Source organism: Thalassotalea sp. Sam97 (genome assembly GCF_041379765.1).
Classification (GTDB): Bacteria; Pseudomonadota; Gammaproteobacteria; order Enterobacterales; family Alteromonadaceae; genus Thalassotalea_A; species Thalassotalea_A maritima.
In genome coordinates this window covers 3,155,519-3,170,261 of record NZ_CP166919.1, presented here as the reverse complement: position 1 = coordinate 3,170,261, position 14,743 = coordinate 3,155,519, and the positions used below count along the sequence as shown (strand labels likewise).

Annotated in this window: 17 protein-coding genes; 10 read left to right on the top strand and 7 right to left on the bottom strand. The window is 42.5% G+C overall.

Going from position 1 to position 14,743, the window contains the following annotated elements; all coding sequences use genetic code 11:
- Positions 1–18: 18 nt before the first annotated feature.
- From aroK to ACAX20_RS14165, 3 genes are read left to right on the top strand one after another with little or no spacing between them, the layout of a single operon-like run.
- Positions 19–537, top strand: coding sequence for a shikimate kinase AroK (aroK, locus tag ACAX20_RS14175; protein WP_371187228.1), 519 nt, complete (start codon positions 19–21; stop codon positions 535–537).
- A 5-nt stretch (positions 538–542) separates the two neighbouring features.
- Complete coding sequence (gene aroB / locus ACAX20_RS14170) at positions 543–1,613, top strand: 3-dehydroquinate synthase (RefSeq protein WP_371187226.1); 1,071 nt, start codon at positions 543–545, stop codon at positions 1,611–1,613.
- A gap of 44 nt (positions 1,614–1,657) precedes the next feature.
- The gene (locus ACAX20_RS14165) at positions 1,658–2,479 is read left to right on the top strand and encodes a Dam family site-specific DNA-(adenine-N6)-methyltransferase (protein WP_371187224.1); all 822 of its coding nucleotides are present in this window, start codon (positions 1,658–1,660) and stop codon (positions 2,477–2,479) included.
- A 6-nt stretch (positions 2,480–2,485) separates the two neighbouring features.
- Here the strand turns inward: ACAX20_RS14165 and ACAX20_RS14160 are convergent, their stop codons facing one another.
- Together ACAX20_RS14160 and ACAX20_RS14155 are read right to left on the bottom strand one after the other, a co-directional pair.
- Positions 2,486–2,698 carry a DUF2970 domain-containing protein gene (locus tag ACAX20_RS14160; RefSeq protein ID WP_371187222.1) on the bottom strand — a complete coding sequence of 71 codons (213 nt, stop codon included), beginning with the start codon at positions 2,696–2,698 and terminating at the stop codon, positions 2,486–2,488.
- Positions 2,699–2,900: 202 nt separating this feature from the next.
- Positions 2,901–3,554, bottom strand: coding sequence for a TorF family putative porin (locus ACAX20_RS14155; protein ID WP_371187220.1), 654 nt, complete (start codon positions 3,552–3,554; stop codon positions 2,901–2,903).
- 321 nt (positions 3,555–3,875) lie between these two features.
- Here ACAX20_RS14155 and rpe point away from each other — a divergent pair, with 321 nt between their 5' ends.
- Both rpe and trpS read left to right on the top strand, forming a co-directional pair.
- The gene (gene rpe / locus ACAX20_RS14150; RefSeq protein WP_371187218.1) at positions 3,876–4,574 is read left to right on the top strand and encodes a ribulose-phosphate 3-epimerase; all 699 of its coding nucleotides are present in this window, start codon (positions 3,876–3,878) and stop codon (positions 4,572–4,574) included.
- An 8-nt stretch (positions 4,575–4,582) separates the two neighbouring features.
- A complete protein-coding gene (gene trpS / locus ACAX20_RS14145; RefSeq protein WP_371187216.1) occupies positions 4,583–5,587 on the top strand; it encodes a tryptophan--tRNA ligase in 1,005 nt (334 codons plus the stop codon).
- 112 nt (positions 5,588–5,699) lie between these two features.
- Here trpS and ACAX20_RS14140 read toward each other — a convergent pair whose 3' ends face one another.
- Both ACAX20_RS14140 and ACAX20_RS14135 read right to left on the bottom strand, forming a co-directional pair.
- Positions 5,700–6,683 (bottom strand): FHA domain-containing protein, encoded by a 984-nt coding sequence (locus tag ACAX20_RS14140; RefSeq protein ID WP_371187214.1) that lies wholly within the window; start codon positions 6,681–6,683, stop codon positions 5,700–5,702.
- Positions 6,674–7,927, bottom strand: a complete 1,254-nt coding sequence (locus ACAX20_RS14135) for a serine protease (RefSeq protein ID WP_371187212.1) — start codon at positions 7,925–7,927, stop codon at positions 6,674–6,676. The genes ACAX20_RS14140 and ACAX20_RS14135 overlap by 10 nt, the downstream gene beginning before the upstream one ends.
- A gap of 329 nt (positions 7,928–8,256) precedes the next feature.
- On the opposite strand from ACAX20_RS14135, the gene ACAX20_RS14130 reads away from it, so the two are divergent.
- From ACAX20_RS14130 to ACAX20_RS14120, 3 genes are all read left to right on the top strand, one after another.
- Positions 8,257–8,655 (top strand): hypothetical protein, encoded by a 399-nt coding sequence (locus ACAX20_RS14130; RefSeq protein ID WP_371187210.1) that lies wholly within the window; start codon positions 8,257–8,259, stop codon positions 8,653–8,655.
- A gap of 5 nt (positions 8,656–8,660) precedes the next feature.
- A complete protein-coding gene (locus ACAX20_RS14125) occupies positions 8,661–9,071 on the top strand; it encodes a hypothetical protein (protein ID WP_371187208.1) in 411 nt (136 codons plus the stop codon).
- A 95-nt stretch (positions 9,072–9,166) separates the two neighbouring features.
- Positions 9,167–9,547: an MmcQ/YjbR family DNA-binding protein gene (locus ACAX20_RS14120; RefSeq protein WP_371189664.1), complete on the top strand. Its 381-nt coding sequence runs from the start codon at positions 9,167–9,169 to the stop codon at positions 9,545–9,547.
- 18 nt (positions 9,548–9,565) lie between these two features.
- On the opposite strand, the gene ACAX20_RS14115 is transcribed toward ACAX20_RS14120, so the two are convergent.
- Together ACAX20_RS14115 and ACAX20_RS14110 are read right to left on the bottom strand one after the other, a co-directional pair.
- A complete protein-coding gene (locus ACAX20_RS14115) occupies positions 9,566–10,096 on the bottom strand; it encodes a cytochrome b (protein WP_371187206.1) in 531 nt (176 codons plus the stop codon).
- 33 nt (positions 10,097–10,129) lie between these two features.
- Entirely contained in the window at positions 10,130–11,704 is a 1,575-nt protein-coding gene (locus ACAX20_RS14110; RefSeq protein WP_371187204.1) for an ammonia-forming cytochrome c nitrite reductase subunit c552, read from the bottom strand.
- Positions 11,705–11,886: 182 nt separating this feature from the next.
- Here ACAX20_RS14110 and ACAX20_RS14105 point away from each other — a divergent pair, with 182 nt between their 5' ends.
- Complete coding sequence (locus tag ACAX20_RS14105) at positions 11,887–12,384, top strand: lactoylglutathione lyase family protein (protein ID WP_371187202.1); 498 nt, start codon at positions 11,887–11,889, stop codon at positions 12,382–12,384.
- Between the two features lie 62 nt (positions 12,385–12,446).
- Here ACAX20_RS14105 and ACAX20_RS14100 read toward each other — a convergent pair whose 3' ends face one another.
- Positions 12,447–12,986 (bottom strand): hypothetical protein, encoded by a 540-nt coding sequence (locus ACAX20_RS14100; protein WP_371187200.1) that lies wholly within the window; start codon positions 12,984–12,986, stop codon positions 12,447–12,449.
- A gap of 142 nt (positions 12,987–13,128) precedes the next feature.
- On the opposite strand from ACAX20_RS14100, the gene ACAX20_RS14095 reads away from it, so the two are divergent.
- Positions 13,129–14,682, top strand: a complete 1,554-nt coding sequence (locus ACAX20_RS14095; protein WP_371187198.1) for an AbgT family transporter — start codon at positions 13,129–13,131, stop codon at positions 14,680–14,682.
- Positions 14,683–14,743 lie beyond the last annotated feature (61 nt).

Sequence of the window (14,743 nt, the reverse complement as noted above, 5' to 3'; positions counted from 1 at the left end):
TCGAGTAGTAATAAGCTCATGGCAGAAAAACGTAACATCTTCCTGATCGGCCCTATGGGGGCAGGTAAAAGCACAATTGGCAGAGAAATCGCTGACAAACTACACCTGGAATTTTATGATTCAGACCAGGAAATAGAGCGCCGTACCGGTGCTGATATTTCATGGGTTTTTGATTTGGAAGGCGAAGAAGGGTTTAGAAAGCGCGAAGAAACCGTCATCGATGACCTTACCGAATTACAAGGTATCGTATTAGCAACGGGTGGTGGTTCAGTAATCAGCGACCTAATCCGTAATCGTCTATCAGCGCGCGGTATTGTGGTGTATTTAGAGACCACAATCGACAAACAAGTAGCCCGCACTCAGCGTGATCGCCGTCGTCCACTACTGCAAACTGATGAAGACTCTCGCTCGGTTTTAGAGAGACTTGCACAAGAGCGTAATCCTTTATATGAAGAGATCGCTGACATTGTTGTGCAAACTGATGATCAAAGTGCGAAGGTTGTCGCCAATAAAATCATTGAAAAATTGGATTTCTAAATTCAATGCCCGATTTGATAGTACAACTTGACTCTAGAAGTTACCCTATCTATATCGACTCAGGGCTGCTAAGCGATAGTAGCCCAATCCTTTCCCACATCAATGGTAAGCGTGTTGTTATTATTACCAATGATGTCGTTAACACACTCTATTTACAGTCTCTGCAACATCAATTGCCTGGTTTAGAAATTGATGTTGTTGTGCTTGCCGATGGTGAATCTGAAAAAAATCTCGCTAACTTTGAGTATGTCATTGCTCATATGCTTAAGCACCAGCATGGCCGAGATACAACATTGATTGCGCTCGGTGGTGGTGTTATCGGAGATTTAACTGGATTCGTAGCAGCTTGTTATCAACGCGGTATTAATTTTATTCAAGTGCCAACAACGTTACTGTCGCAAGTCGATTCTTCAGTTGGTGGTAAAACTGCTGTCAATCATCCTCTGGGTAAGAATATGATTGGTGCATTTTATCAACCTCAGGCGGTAGTCATTGATATCGATACCTTGAAAACGCTACCCAACAGAGAGTTTGCTGCAGGCATGGCTGAGGTCATCAAATACGGTATTTTGGGTGATGTAGAGTTTTTTTCTTGGTTAGAAGAAAATAAGCAGGCAATTAAGCAACAACGCTCAGATGTGATGATTGAAATGGTCCAACGCTGTTGCCAAGCGAAAGCCGATATTGTTGCCGCTGATGAAAAAGAATCAGGCGTACGTGCGTTATTGAATTTAGGCCACACCTTTGGGCATGCGATTGAAGCAGAGCAAGGTTATGGTGTTTGGCTGCACGGTGAAGCGGTTTCTGTAGGTATGGTTCAGGCTGCGCGCTTAGCTCGGTATTTGGGCTTTCTAACGCAAGCAGATGTTGACCGAGTGACATCGCTAATTAGCTTTTTCGATTTGCCAACAGCTGGCCCTGAGGATATGACGTTAGCTGCGTATTTACAGCACATGGCACGCGATAAAAAAAATCTCGCTGGTAAACTTCGTTTCATTGTACCGACGGCTATTGGCAAAGCTGAAATTTTTGATAACATAACTGAACAGCAGTTACAGCAAGCGATTGCGCCTTAATCCTTTTTCGCCACCGGGCATAGCAACACAAGAACGATAACATAATGCAAAAGCAACGCGCCTTCCTAAAATGGGCCGGTGGTAAATATACATTAAGTGATACCATTGCCAATATGCTCCCCCGAGGTAAACGTCTAATCGAGCCATTTGCTGGAGCAGGGTCGGTATTTCTTAATACCAAGTATCAGCGTTATCTACTTAATGACATTAATAAAGATTTAATTAATCTGTATAAAACATTACAGCAAACCCCTGAGAAATTTATTAGCGACGCAAGAGCATTGTTCAATGCAGAATATAATGATGCTGACTGTTATTATCAGCTCCGTGCTCAATTTAACGCTAGCCAAGATCCGTACCAGCGTAGCTTATTGTTTTTATATATGAATCGCCATGGCTATAATGGATTGTGCCGTTATAACAGCAAAGGTGGCTATAACGTTCCTTTTGGTAAATACAAACGACCATATTTTCCAGAGAAGGAGTTAAACGCGTTTGCTGCGAAAGCCCAAGTTACGGATTTTGTCTGTGAAGGCTATCGACAAACATTTGCTCGCGCTGAAGATGGCGATGTCATTTATTGTGATCCACCTTATGTACCTTTAAGTAAAACTGCAAGCTTCACTAGTTATGCCGGCAATGGCTTTGGCTTAGATGAGCAGGCTGACTTAGCCAATGCTGCCGAAGAAGTAACCCGTGAAAAAAACGTAACCGTGTTGATATCAAATCACGATACCATTTGGACGCGCAAGATTTACGAGCATGCCGATATATTAAAAACGGTGGATGTGGCTCGCACCATCAGCCAAAAGGGCAGTAAACGCAATAAAGTGGCTGAACTACTAGCTTTATATAAACCACAATAGCCCTGATTATTGGCTAACCCTCAATACCACATTAACAACGAAAACTAGCGCTAATACAAATACCGTCACCGCAATAATTCCAGCGATGATAAAGTGGCTTAATTTTCCTTGGCGAAAGTCTCGTTGTCGGTAAGCATCACTTTGTACGCCTATTAGTGCCGCTAAAATGCTTGCCAACAGTTGTTTGAGCGTTAATGTGTTTTTAGCATTCGCTGGCATGTTCCTACTCCTAATCATTACCTCGGTGTTGATGTTTACCGTTTGGCTTATGTGCATGTGTATTTTATGAATAGACTTGTTTTAGTTAACGGCAAATGATTTGTAAAGTAAAGACATGAAAAAGGCAGCGCAGTGCTGCCTAATGAATGGAGGAATGCAGTCGTTAATGTGTTATCATTTTTGTTATCGGCGATAACCGAGATTAAAAAGTTTTGCCGATACTAAACACTAATGAATCTTCACCATCGAATGTTTCAACATCAAGCTCTTCTGAGTTTTTAATGAGTGATACGCCAACATCAAAACCTCCAACCTCGGTACCGTAGCCGACTTCAAAGTAATCACCGTCAAAGTCTTTACCCCAGCTACCCACGGTTGCGTAGAAACCTTCATATTCGGCAGTAAGCGCGATAAAGTCATAGTCTGACTCTTCAATACCTATTTCTTCATCGTCTTCGTGAGTACCAACACTGTACTCAAGAGAAAGAAAGCTGTAGCTCGCCCCTAAATTTAGTTCATTGTAAGCTGAGTCAAATAAGCCAGTATATTGGTAGGTCGTAGCACCAATACTCAAACCTAAGCCCCCTTCGGTCTCATAACCATAACCAGCGTAAATATCTATTTCCAAACCATCTTGTACATCAGCAACCCAAGTGCCAACATAGATACCGTCATACTCATAATCTAAACCAGCGCTTGCTGAAGCGGTTTCTGTTTGCGCGATACCACGGAAGAAATATTGTGATACTAAGCCGACATTAGCGCTCCAGTTCTCACCAAGATCGTCTGCGATGCTAACAAAGCTGGTTAGTGCCAAACTGGTTGCCAGTAAAGTTTTCTTAAAAGCAATTTTCATATTTTCCCACCTGTCTTAATAGTTTATTAATGTTATTCACCTACTAAGGGTTGATTGCAAAGGTGATGCCAAAAAGTGATAACCGGCTTCTAGCCCTTTTCGTAACGGGGTTTCTAAATATTGGAAACAATAAAATTCTTACCTCTGGTTAAATCTTGCTCGCTTTTGGTGCGGGATGGTCTTTTTTTGTGCACTAACGGCCAGAGATATTAAGCAACTAATGATAAAATTTAGCCATTTTATTGATTGTGAGTTCTACTTATGGCGACAAATTTGCTAAAGTATGGAGCTTATAAGAGTTGACTCCGAGGCACGCCAGTCATGTCTGAAAAATCATCGTTTTTAATTGCTCCCTCAATACTGTCGGCAGATTTTGCTCGGCTCGGTGAGGATGTCGCTAAGGTCTTGGCGGCAGGTGCTGATATCGTTCATTTTGATGTAATGGATAATCATTATGTTCCGAATTTAACGATCGGCCCTATGGTATGTAAAGCATTACGTGATTATGGTATTCAAGCGCCAATCGACGTGCATTTAATGGTGAAGCCCGTTGATAGTTTAATTCCAATGTTTGCTGAAGCCGGGGCGAGTATCATTACTTTCCATCCAGAGGCCAGCGAACATGTCGACCGAACGTTACAGCTAATCAAATCGTATGGTTGCAAGGCTGGATTGGTACTGAACCCAGCAACACCATTACACGTGCTTGATTATGTTATGGATAAGCTGGATGTTATTTTATTGATGTCTGTGAATCCTGGCTTTGGTGGGCAAAGCTTTATCGAGACGACATTTGATAAACTTCGCCAAGTTCGAGCTAAGATTGATGCCAGCGGATACAACATTCGTCTTGAAATAGACGGTGGTGTGAAGGTCGATAATATAAAACAGATAGCCGAGGCGGGCGCCGATATGTTTGTTGCTGGCTCAGCTATTTTTTCTCAACCAGATTATAAGGCTGTTATTGATGCGATGCGCGAGCAACTCGCCAGCATTGATAATGGTAATTTCAATAACTAAGGAATCGCATGACTAAGCCAGTTGTTTTAAGTGGTTGTCAGCCATCGGGTGAGCTGACTATTGGTAATTATCTAGGCGCATTGCGTCAATGGGTTGGAATGCAGGATGATCACCAGTGTTATTATTCATTGGTTGACCTACACGCCATCACAGTGCGTCAAGATCCTGTCGCGTTGCGCAAAGCCGTTTTAGATGGCTTAGCACTATATTTGGCCTGTGGCGTTGATCACAATAAAAGTACCATTTTTGTTCAGTCACATGTACCAGAGCATAGCCAACTTGCTTGGGTCCTTAATTGTTACACGCAAATGGGCGAGCTTAACCGCATGACTCAATTTAAAGATAAGTCGAGCAGGGCGGGTGCAGATATCAATGCAGGTCTATTTACCTACCCAGTATTAATGGCTGCAGACATCTTATTATACAACGCCAATCGCGTGCCGGTAGGCGAAGATCAAAAGCAACATCTTGAATTAGCTCGTGATATTGCAACCCGTTTTAATAACATTTACGGCGATACCTTCCAAGTACCAGATCCGTACATCCCGGAAACAGGTGCTCGAGTGATGAGTTTACTTGACCCACAGAAAAAGATGTCTAAGTCAGATGATAATCCAGGTAATTTTATTGGTTTATTGGAAGATCCGAAGAAGATCACTAAGAAAATCAAACGCGCGGTAACCGACTCTGATGAATTAGCTCGTATTTACTATAACGTAGAAGAAAAACCAGGCGTATCGAACCTACTGAGCTTATTGTCGTGTGCTACTGGTGAAAGCATTGAGTCTTTAGTGCCTAAGTACGAAGATAAAATGTATGGTCACTTAAAAGGCGATGTAGCAGAAGCTGTGGTAGCAATGTTGCAGCCGATTCAACAAAAATTCCATGAATACCGCCAAGATCAAGGATTCTTAGATCAAGTTATGCGTGAAGGTGCTGAAAAAGCATCGGCTCGTGCCAGCAAGGTATTGGCATCTGTTAATGAGGCTGTTGGTTTTATCCCCAAACCTTAAGCATCAGCTATATTTTTACAAAAGCCCGAACAACATAGTTCGGGCTTTTTCGTTATTAGCTACCCCGTCTTGAAATACGTTTTTCGTATCAAAACACGCCAGGATTACAGCGCTATTGCTTATTAGCGTCAGCTTTTGGTTGCTGGCTTGCTTTACTAACTTGTTCGAACAACTGGTCAGTATTGTTATTAAATTGCGCACTATCAGCCGCGGGCTTTATCGACAGCGATGGCATCATAATCGTGCTATCGTAGCTTGGATAGGCATTAAATTCTGGTTGTTGAGTTAAGTCATTAAGGTATAAACCACCGTAAATAAGCAGTGTTAATAATGCCGCAACCTTGCTTCGTCGCTTGTTTGATTGTGAAAAAGCGATATAAAGGTTAAACCAAAACAACATAAAGGTGGTGACAATATAGAGTGAATTGGTGAGCCAGCCCCATTGCCACAGACTAGAGCTGTTAAATGCTAAAAAGCGATCGGCAAAATCGATCAGCCAAAATAAATTGAGAATAAAAAAGCTCACTCCTAGTTGGCTACCTACCCGGGCTTCATTTTTGTTCATAAATGCCATTAATGAACATAACAGTGGCCACATCGCATAAGCTAAGGTTGTGTAAATTGTAGTCTCTGTCAGTTGCCCATAATTGACATCTCGTACAGCGATTTGTAAATAATTTAGGGCAAAAGTGATCAGCGCAAAGATTGCAACCATGGCGATCACCCAAGATAGGCTACCGAGGCGCTCAACGAAGCGTTCGACTTTGGTAAATGCCACGCTTTTCGCGACAGGGTGATTGGCAAAAAATAGTCGTAGGCGGGTTTTGCCAAGGTGAACTATGTCACCAGATTGCACTGGCTGCCAACCGACAACTGGCTGCTTGTTATCTAGCTGCGTGCCATTAACCGATTGCATATCTTGCATTAACCACTGACCGTGCTCAAATCTTAAATTTAAGTGCTCAGAGCAAACGTGTGGGTCGGATAAGATAATATCATTTTGAAAACCACGACCAATGTGCACCTCGTCCGTGGCAAACTTATGACGGTTTTTGATTTTTTTACCTCGGCTGATTTCTTCAATAATTAGTTCCATTTTACAGCCTCCATAAAGCGTTGATTGAAGGCTTGCGCGAAGTCCTTGTTTACGCCTGCAAGTGTGTAATGGCCTACTATTGCCGAGTTGGTTTTATCCACCGAAGCCGACAAGTACATAATGTCGTATAAGCCTTGGTACTTTTTGTATGCGCGCACACATAGAATCGCTTTGTTACGAATGGCTACAGATGCCGACTCGACTATGTCATGTTGGCATGCAAACTCAGTTACATCCTCTTTGCTGGCGCTGTTTCCAGGACCTGCGCCGCTAATATAGCCTTGGTACAATTGATAAAAGCGATTGGCACCGAGTTGATCCGCATCAAAATAGTGAAACTCCATATCAATATTGCCCGTTGTTAAGGTATCAGATAAATAAACGTACTCTTCCATTTGGCAATTGGTAACGGCTTTAAATATTAATTCGTCTGGGCGATCTGCATTAGAGTTACCCCAGCAGCGGATAAAGTTGACACCGGTATCAGGGATCAACGCGTTGGCAAACTTCTTTAACGGCCAGTCATGACTTAATAACGTACTGAATAAGTGACTCTGATATTGATGTAGTTGTTGGTTAATTTGCTGGGTATACGATAGGCTCACCTGCTCATCAAACTTAGCGATTAAGTTGATCAGTTTACTATGGGGAATAAGAAAACCAATTTGATTTCCAGACGTAGCAACATTAATGCCGATAACTTCACCGGCTTTATTAACGACCGGGCCACCACTCATTCCAGGGTTAACGGAACCGGTAAAATGAATCCGCTCATTAAATGATTCTTTTTTCAGGCCATTGTAAGTTCCCGGGACAACGATCATACCGAGATCATGAGGGTTGCCTAATGAGTATAATTCCTCTCCTTTTTCTGGAATATGCTCGGCAAGGGTGAAGTGTTGTTCACCAATGTTATCTTGCTTAACAACAATAGCAAGGTCGTTAATCACATCAACGGTTTTCAAGTGTAACTGGCCTTTGTTACCGAGGTGATCTTCATACTCAATGAGATATTTTTCCGGATGTTGTGCGTAACCAGAGATAACGTGATAGTTGGTAGCAATGTGGCCGTAGCTATTAATTTGAAAGCCAGAGCCGATACTCGATTTTTCCGACGTGGCTTTATCGATTAAGCGAATTTGAAATAGCGCAGGAGCTAAATCTTGAAATATTTGCTGTGCTTTATCGTTGGCATTAACCATATTAATGCTTAGTAGGCATAGCAATACTGCGAATGCTCTCATGAAACCGTCCATTTGATTTTTTTTCATTCTGCCACGATGTAACAGGCAATTAAAGTAGAACAAGCAATCGTTCGAGTCAGCACGCAATGTAAGCGCTACCAATTTTTAACAAAAAATCATCATTTTTTTCTCGATTTTTTGATTTCTATACTCTACGCTTAGCGTAAATAAATAAAAAAACTGCGCTAACATTTCACTGTCTGCCTTACATGGTATTTAATTGTCTGCCTCATGTAGTATGCTGTCTGTGACGTTTTTTGTAGATGTTATTTCCGCATAAATAACATCGATTAGCGTGTATTTTTAAAACTATCTCACTGAGGCATTTTATGAAATACACTTTAAGTTTTGGTTTTGTGTATCAAACATCTGCTGATATCGCGGAACTTATTCCCGATAACAACACTTTAATCACTGCAGCCAAGTATGACGAATATCGCGAGTGCATAAAGCAGCACTTTAGCGGCCCTTATGGTGTTGTCATCAATTTAGTGAATACCCCTGATTTTGATGATGAGATCTTACAAAAAATTTCATTATCCAAAAGAGTGGTTGGTATCGCTTTGGTTCACTTTTGGCCCCACACCAGTGTGCAAGTGCAACGTTTTACAGAGCTCAGTAACAAACTCAATATTCCAGTCCGTATATTTAACGCATACCAACTAGGTCGGCAAAATGCGCTTAATTGGATAGAGTTGCAGTTAGTGAATAGCGATTACCGAGTATAACGTACATGATGAAAATCCGATTAAGTTTTGCCCAAGTGATTATTCACAGTGATCATTTGGCGGAAGTCATTGTAGATCACAACGTGTTAGTTACTCTTGAAATGTGTGAACGTTTGGATCAATTATGGGTTGAGACCTTTGATAAGCCGTTTGCCTTGCTGATAAACCGCATTAACCATTACTCGTTAACCTATGAGGCAAAACTGAGCATAGCCTCGCTTGAACAGCAAGTTGCAACAGCTATTGTCATTTATCATTGTCAAGGAGCCAATGATGCCAACAAATTTATTGCTTCACGACGAGCGGATAATTTAAACGTGCGTCAATTCGATGGCTTACAACAAGGTTATCAGCAAGCTTTTACATGGCTCGATTCTCAATTGGAACTGATTTCAGAGCCGTACTATCGTGATTAACCAATGATACCTGCACTAGCGCTGTATTTCTTTTTAATGACGAATAGTTAGATCCAAGGAGGTCGACTTTGGCTGACATACGTTGTGAATTAAATATAGACAGTATTCGTCAATATTTATCGGCTAGGCCAATGTCTTATATTGATTTTCCATTTGGTAATGATGTTGAAGTTTATAAAGTTAAAGGTAAAGTTTATGCGCTCCTCTCGTGCACCAAAATCACGGCTTTGTCACCATACCAAGTAGGTGGCTGGTGGCTTAACTTGAAATGTGAGCCCAGTGAAGCCATCATGCTGCGTGATATATTTCCTGCAGTCATTCCTGGCTACCATATGAATAAGCGACTATGGAATACCGTTATAATCGATGGCTCAATAGCACAAGGAGAAATAGAGAGAATGATTGATAATTCATTTCTGCTTGTGGTTAACACCCTCAAAAAAACGGATCGAGCAAGCGTGCTAGTACACCTGTAAGGTTATCTATTGCCCCAACTAATCGATTTTCCCCCACATGCGTTTTAAGGTGTCATCTTTTAATACGAAATGGTGGAATAATGATGCACCAACATGGGCAAATAATAATAAGTAACACACCCACTGCAAAAAAGAATGAACATCTAGAGCGATCAGGTACAAGTCCATATTTCGTTCAGCTAAACCAGGAATAGAAAATAAGCCAAAAACGGACGTGTCCCGAGCCCGAGCCACATTAATCAGTAAACCAGACAAGGGCATGAGCAGTAGAATACCGTAAAGTGCCAAGTGGGCCATATGAGCAAGAAATTGCTCCATTTGCGTACCAAGTGCCTCAGGCTTGCCAAACCAAGCCATCAGTACGATTCGCCCGAAATATAAAATAAAAACAATCACCCCAAACGACTGATGAAGTAACATGGCGTCAGAGGAACCAAACAGCTGATCATAGGCCATTAGCAGTAACGCACCAATAAACATAACAGCCGAAATATGATGCACGACACGATTGGTCGGACTAAATTCTTTGACTGGGATCCAAGTTTTCATATGAGTAACCTTTGTATGTTGTCGGGCATCGTTTTATTCAGGGACTGCACATTGATCGTCGGCGCTGACGGTGATCTCTGGAGGCATAGAGCCAACGATATTACCAGGATGAAGCACTGGTGGTGGCGCAGGTATCGGCCCTTGCGATGTCATGCGAAACTGTACATCGTATTTGGCTGCTGCTTCATTGAGCAATAACTGGCCTTGGCGGGCTAAATCTTCGGCATCATCGAGTACTCGCCATGCTTCTCGAGGGCTATGTACACCGGTAGAGTTTTCAGCACTAACATAGTCCCAACGCATACTGGCGCGACGATGCATCATCAGTGCCGGTTCAATCGCGGTTGAAATAGCCGCTTGCTTTTCATCTTCTTTGTTAATGTTTTTAAATTGCGAGTGCTGTGCAAGTTCTGAGCGTACTTCTTTAATATCATTAATCAATGCCAAAATCGCCAGTTCAGCATTTTTCAGCTCGCTTGCTGTATGGCGCTGAACATCGGATACCATTTTACGAATGTCTTTTTCAGATTGAGACTCATGCGCATGACAACTCTTACACGCAATTAGGTCATTTAATGGTGAGTCAATGGTGTGGTCGGTGACTTTTTCGCCACCACGTTCAATGACTGGCATGTGACAATCGACGCAACTTACGCCATCACGGGTATGACGACCGCTTGAAGTCATTTCTGCTTCGGGATGTTGCATTTTTAACATCGGTGCTTTGGTTGTCGCGTGTGTCCAATCGGCTTTAAAAGCACCGGTTTCATAGGCATTGTCATAATAGGCTTCAATCATTTCGATTTTCAGTGGCTTATCTTTCGGCCAATTGGCCCAAGGGAAGGTCAGTATTTTATCTTCACCTAAAAAATAGTATTCAACATGACATTGCTTGCATACATGATCTCGCATTTCCTGCTGAGTCGCTTTTAAGCCAAAGCGAGGATCGGTCTCGTAGCCTCTACCTGCCATCGCATTGATATATGCAGGGCGGGTAACTCGTAAACTCATATCATCGGCGTTATGACAGTCGGCGCATGTACTACCGAGCTCTGAACCATGAATGCCTTCGCCATGATCTTTCTTAAGTTTGCTGACGATATCCCAATAAGGGGTGCGATTGAAGTTGGCCCAGCCCAGTTCTCTTATAAGCTCAGGTACCCAACCACTATGGCAATTCATACAGGCGCCTGGCTGACCTTTAAATTTGGTTAACCCCCGCTCATTTAAAAATTGTTTGTCGTTACGCTTGGTTTCATATTGATCGATTTGACTATAGTAATGGCCACGCTCTTCATTGAAATCATGTGCAAAGGCATATCCAGCCCAAAGCTCTACTAATTGGGGGTAGCGAATAAGCTTACTGTAGGGCGTATTGCCACCATATTCGGTTGGTTTGCTGGTATCTTGCATTTGCATATACATGTCAACATACAAAGGGTATTCCTTACCCCAAGCGCGTAGCGTGGGATCGGCATCGGTGCGCATTACTTCGCCATCTTCTGCCTCTGCTTTAGCTGTGTTGGTAGAGATAACGGCAATGACTATAGCGAGCAGACAGCAAGTTAACTGCTTGCACAACATAGAAATTGGTGTAGGAAGGATCATAACAATACCCTATGGCAAACCTATATTGGGTAGTTCAAGACTAGTCCGAAAATAGCAAAATGCCAGTGCCATAGGCGCTCTAGGCCAATTTTATCGTCTTTTTCGGTAATCAGCGTATCCGCAACGTGTCAATTTATGGGGCTTGGCTATACTTTAGCCATCTTTTTATTGGAGACCATATTATGTCCACTTTTCCTCGTACGTTTTCGCACATTGGTATTTCGGTACCCGATTTAGAAAAAGCCGTTAAGTTTTATACTGAAGTTTTAGGTTGGTATTTAATCATGAAGCCAACCGAAATCGTTGAAGATGATAGCGCCATTGGTGAAATGTGTACCGACGTCTTTGGTGCTGGTTGGGAGCGATTTAAAATAGCCCATTTGTCGACAGGCGACCGCATTGGTGTAGAGATATTCCAGTTTGTTAATCAGCAAAACCCAGAAAATAACTTTGAATACTGGAAGACGGGTATCTTCCATTTTTGTGTACAAGATCCAAACGTTGAGGAGTTAGCTGACAAAATTGTCGCAGCCGGCGGTAAACGTCGCATGGAGCGTCCGCGCTATTACTATCCTGGTGAAAAGCCTTACCGCATGATTTACATGGAAGATCCGTTTGGCAATATCTTGGAAATTTACAGTCATAGTTATGAGTTGACCTATTCTGCAGGTGCTTACTAAGTCTTCTATAACAACATGATTTAAATAAACATTGCGTGATACATGAGCGTCATAGCGAACGTTCAGTAGGCGCGTTTTTGCTTAAATTTGCGGGCGATGACTTGTTGCTGGTATTCGCTAAGTTGTGGAGTTAGCGACTTTACTTGGCCTTCAATGTTGCTGTTTAACGTCACGCATCGTAAATATTCAATATTGAACGGGCAGCGATCAATAAGTTGTTGCAGTGCTTTTAGTAACAATGTTTGCCGTTGGTTATTGAAGTAATAAAACAAGCCCTCAGCAAAGCAAGTTGGTGTGACGATATAAATGGTATGATCTTGTGGCGTAATAAACTCGGGGCGAAAATTTGATTGCGCTAGTATATGGTTGGGCTTTGGGAACACAGCGGTAGCGCCTTTATTGTGCATTGTTTTTCCCGTAGCTTGTTTGTAGCCTTGTTCTGTTAAGTGTCTTTGTACGTGGCGTCGCTGACCAAGCGATAATATGTCGTAGTCATTAGCAAGGAAAAAATTATCGTCATAGACAGTCAGCATCGGAAGTGGCGATAAGGCAAACATATCTTTGCCAATGGTGATATTCAGTTTATTTAGCGCCGAAGACATACTCATCCCCTTACCTCAATGGCCAGTTATTTATCAGTACGAGTTCACCATAGTTTCAGATTGAAAAATTTCATAGAAGCTGGACTTAACAAGCTTTAATTTGTCGGGTATGCTAATTTTTAAACAGAATTAAGGGCGAATTATGCAAACAAAACAGATAGATAATAAAAATGGGATGATGAATCGTTTCCTCAATGGTATTGAGGTGGTTGGTAATAAAATCCCTGATCCAACAGTGTTATTCTTTTGGGCATTATTGCTTGTTTGGGTATTATCGGCCCTATTAGCTAATGTGAATTTTGATGTTATTAATCCGCGCACGGGTGAAGCATTAGCTATCAATAACCAGCTCACCGGTGACGCCATGGCCAACTTTATGGCCAATATGGTACCGGTGTTCACCTCGTTTGCACCTCTTGGCTTAGTTTTGGTGGCGGTACTTGGTGTCGGGGTTGCCGATTCGTCAGGTTTTATTACCACGGGCCTTAAAAAAATGTTGGCATTTACGCCAGCAAAACTTCTAACACCTATGGTGATTTTAGTTGCTATCGTATCTCATACCGCAGCAGATGCGGGTTATGTGTTAGTGATACCGCTCGGTGGTATTATCTTCCATGCAGCCGGTCGCCATCCATTAGCTGGTATCGCCGCAGCCTTTGCTGGTGTTTCTGGTGGCTTCTCGGCGAACTTTATTCCGTCTGGAATTGATCCATTACTCGCTGGCTTTACTCAAACATCAGCACAAGTGCTTGATGGCGATTATTTGGTTAACCCTCTGGCAAATATCTTTTTTACTGGCTTATCGTCTATTCCTGTGATTCTGGCCGGTTGGTGGGTTACCGAAAAGTGGATTGAGCCACGCCTTGCTGGCGTTGAGCTTAATGACGATGTTGAAGAAGCGCAAAACTTAGGTGAGTTTACTGAGCAAGAATCGAAAGCGTTTAGTATTGCTGGTTGGTCAATGATCGTCGGTTTAATCCTATTGGCATTAGCGGTTTACCCTGTCGACTCGCCACTACGCTCACCTGATGGACAAATCACCGCCTTTAATGCACCATTAATGAAGATGATCGTACCGCTCATTTTTGTTTTGTTTATTATTCCGGGCATTATCTACGGTAAGGTCTCTGGGAAATTTAAAACATCTAATGATATCGTCAATGCTATGAGTCATAGCATGACAACCATGGCTGCTTATATTGTTATGGCATTCTTTTGTGCGCAATTCCTAGCGGCATTTGGTAATTCCAACATTGGTACCATGCTGGCGCTTTATGGTGCGGAAGGGCTTAAGGCGATGAACTTACCAGGCGAGGCGACCATTGTTGGTATGATCTTACTCACTGCGACAGTCAACTTATTGGTTGGCTCGGCATCGGCTAAGTGGGCGCTTATTGGCCCAATTCTGGTACCTATGCTGATGGTTGTCGGCATTTCGCCAGAGCTATCACAAGCCGCCTACCGTGTCGGTGACTCTGTATCCAATATCATCTCGCCATTGATGGTGTATTTCCCACTTGTTGTTGTTTATTGTCAGCGGTATGTAAGAACCACGGGTATTGGCTCTTTAGCATCCATGATGATGCCTTACACCTTAGTCTTGCTAGTTATTTGGACGGCATTTTTACTTATTTATTGGTCAATCGGTATTCCATTAGGTATTCAAGCACCTTATGAGTATCAAATGCCTCAATAACGGTGGCAGACACATTGGTCAGCAGGCCATTCAATACTTAGGGGGCTCTTTGAGCCCTCTT

Bases quoted from the DNA above. Each gene is read 5' to 3' on its own strand.
- aroK (WP_371187228.1), top strand. From the start codon at position 19: ATGGCAGAAAAACGTAACATCTTCCTGATCGGCCCTATGGGGGCAGGT.
- aroB (WP_371187226.1), top strand. From the start codon at position 543: ATGCCCGATTTGATAGTACAACTTGACTCTAGAAGTTACCCTATCTAT.
- ACAX20_RS14165 (WP_371187224.1), top strand. From the start codon at position 1,658: ATGCAAAAGCAACGCGCCTTCCTAAAATGGGCCGGTGGTAAATATACA.
- ACAX20_RS14160 (WP_371187222.1), bottom strand. From the start codon at position 2,698: ATGCCAGCGAATGCTAAAAACACATTAACGCTCAAACAACTGTTGGCA.
- ACAX20_RS14155 (WP_371187220.1), bottom strand. From the start codon at position 3,554: ATGAAAATTGCTTTTAAGAAAACTTTACTGGCAACCAGTTTGGCACTA.
- rpe (WP_371187218.1), top strand. From the start codon at position 3,876: ATGTCTGAAAAATCATCGTTTTTAATTGCTCCCTCAATACTGTCGGCA.
- trpS (WP_371187216.1), top strand. From the start codon at position 4,583: ATGACTAAGCCAGTTGTTTTAAGTGGTTGTCAGCCATCGGGTGAGCTG.
- ACAX20_RS14140 (WP_371187214.1), bottom strand. From the start codon at position 6,683: ATGGAACTAATTATTGAAGAAATCAGCCGAGGTAAAAAAATCAAAAAC.
- ACAX20_RS14135 (WP_371187212.1), bottom strand. From the start codon at position 7,927: ATGAGAGCATTCGCAGTATTGCTATGCCTACTAAGCATTAATATGGTT.
- ACAX20_RS14130 (WP_371187210.1), top strand. From the start codon at position 8,257: ATGAAATACACTTTAAGTTTTGGTTTTGTGTATCAAACATCTGCTGAT.
- ACAX20_RS14125 (WP_371187208.1), top strand. From the start codon at position 8,661: ATGATGAAAATCCGATTAAGTTTTGCCCAAGTGATTATTCACAGTGAT.
- ACAX20_RS14115 (WP_371187206.1), bottom strand. From the start codon at position 10,096: ATGAAAACTTGGATCCCAGTCAAAGAATTTAGTCCGACCAATCGTGTC.
- ACAX20_RS14110 (WP_371187204.1), bottom strand. From the start codon at position 11,704: ATGATCCTTCCTACACCAATTTCTATGTTGTGCAAGCAGTTAACTTGC.
- ACAX20_RS14105 (WP_371187202.1), top strand. From the start codon at position 11,887: ATGTCCACTTTTCCTCGTACGTTTTCGCACATTGGTATTTCGGTACCC.
- ACAX20_RS14100 (WP_371187200.1), bottom strand. From the start codon at position 12,986: ATGTCTTCGGCGCTAAATAAACTGAATATCACCATTGGCAAAGATATG.
- ACAX20_RS14095 (WP_371187198.1), top strand. From the start codon at position 13,129: ATGCAAACAAAACAGATAGATAATAAAAATGGGATGATGAATCGTTTC.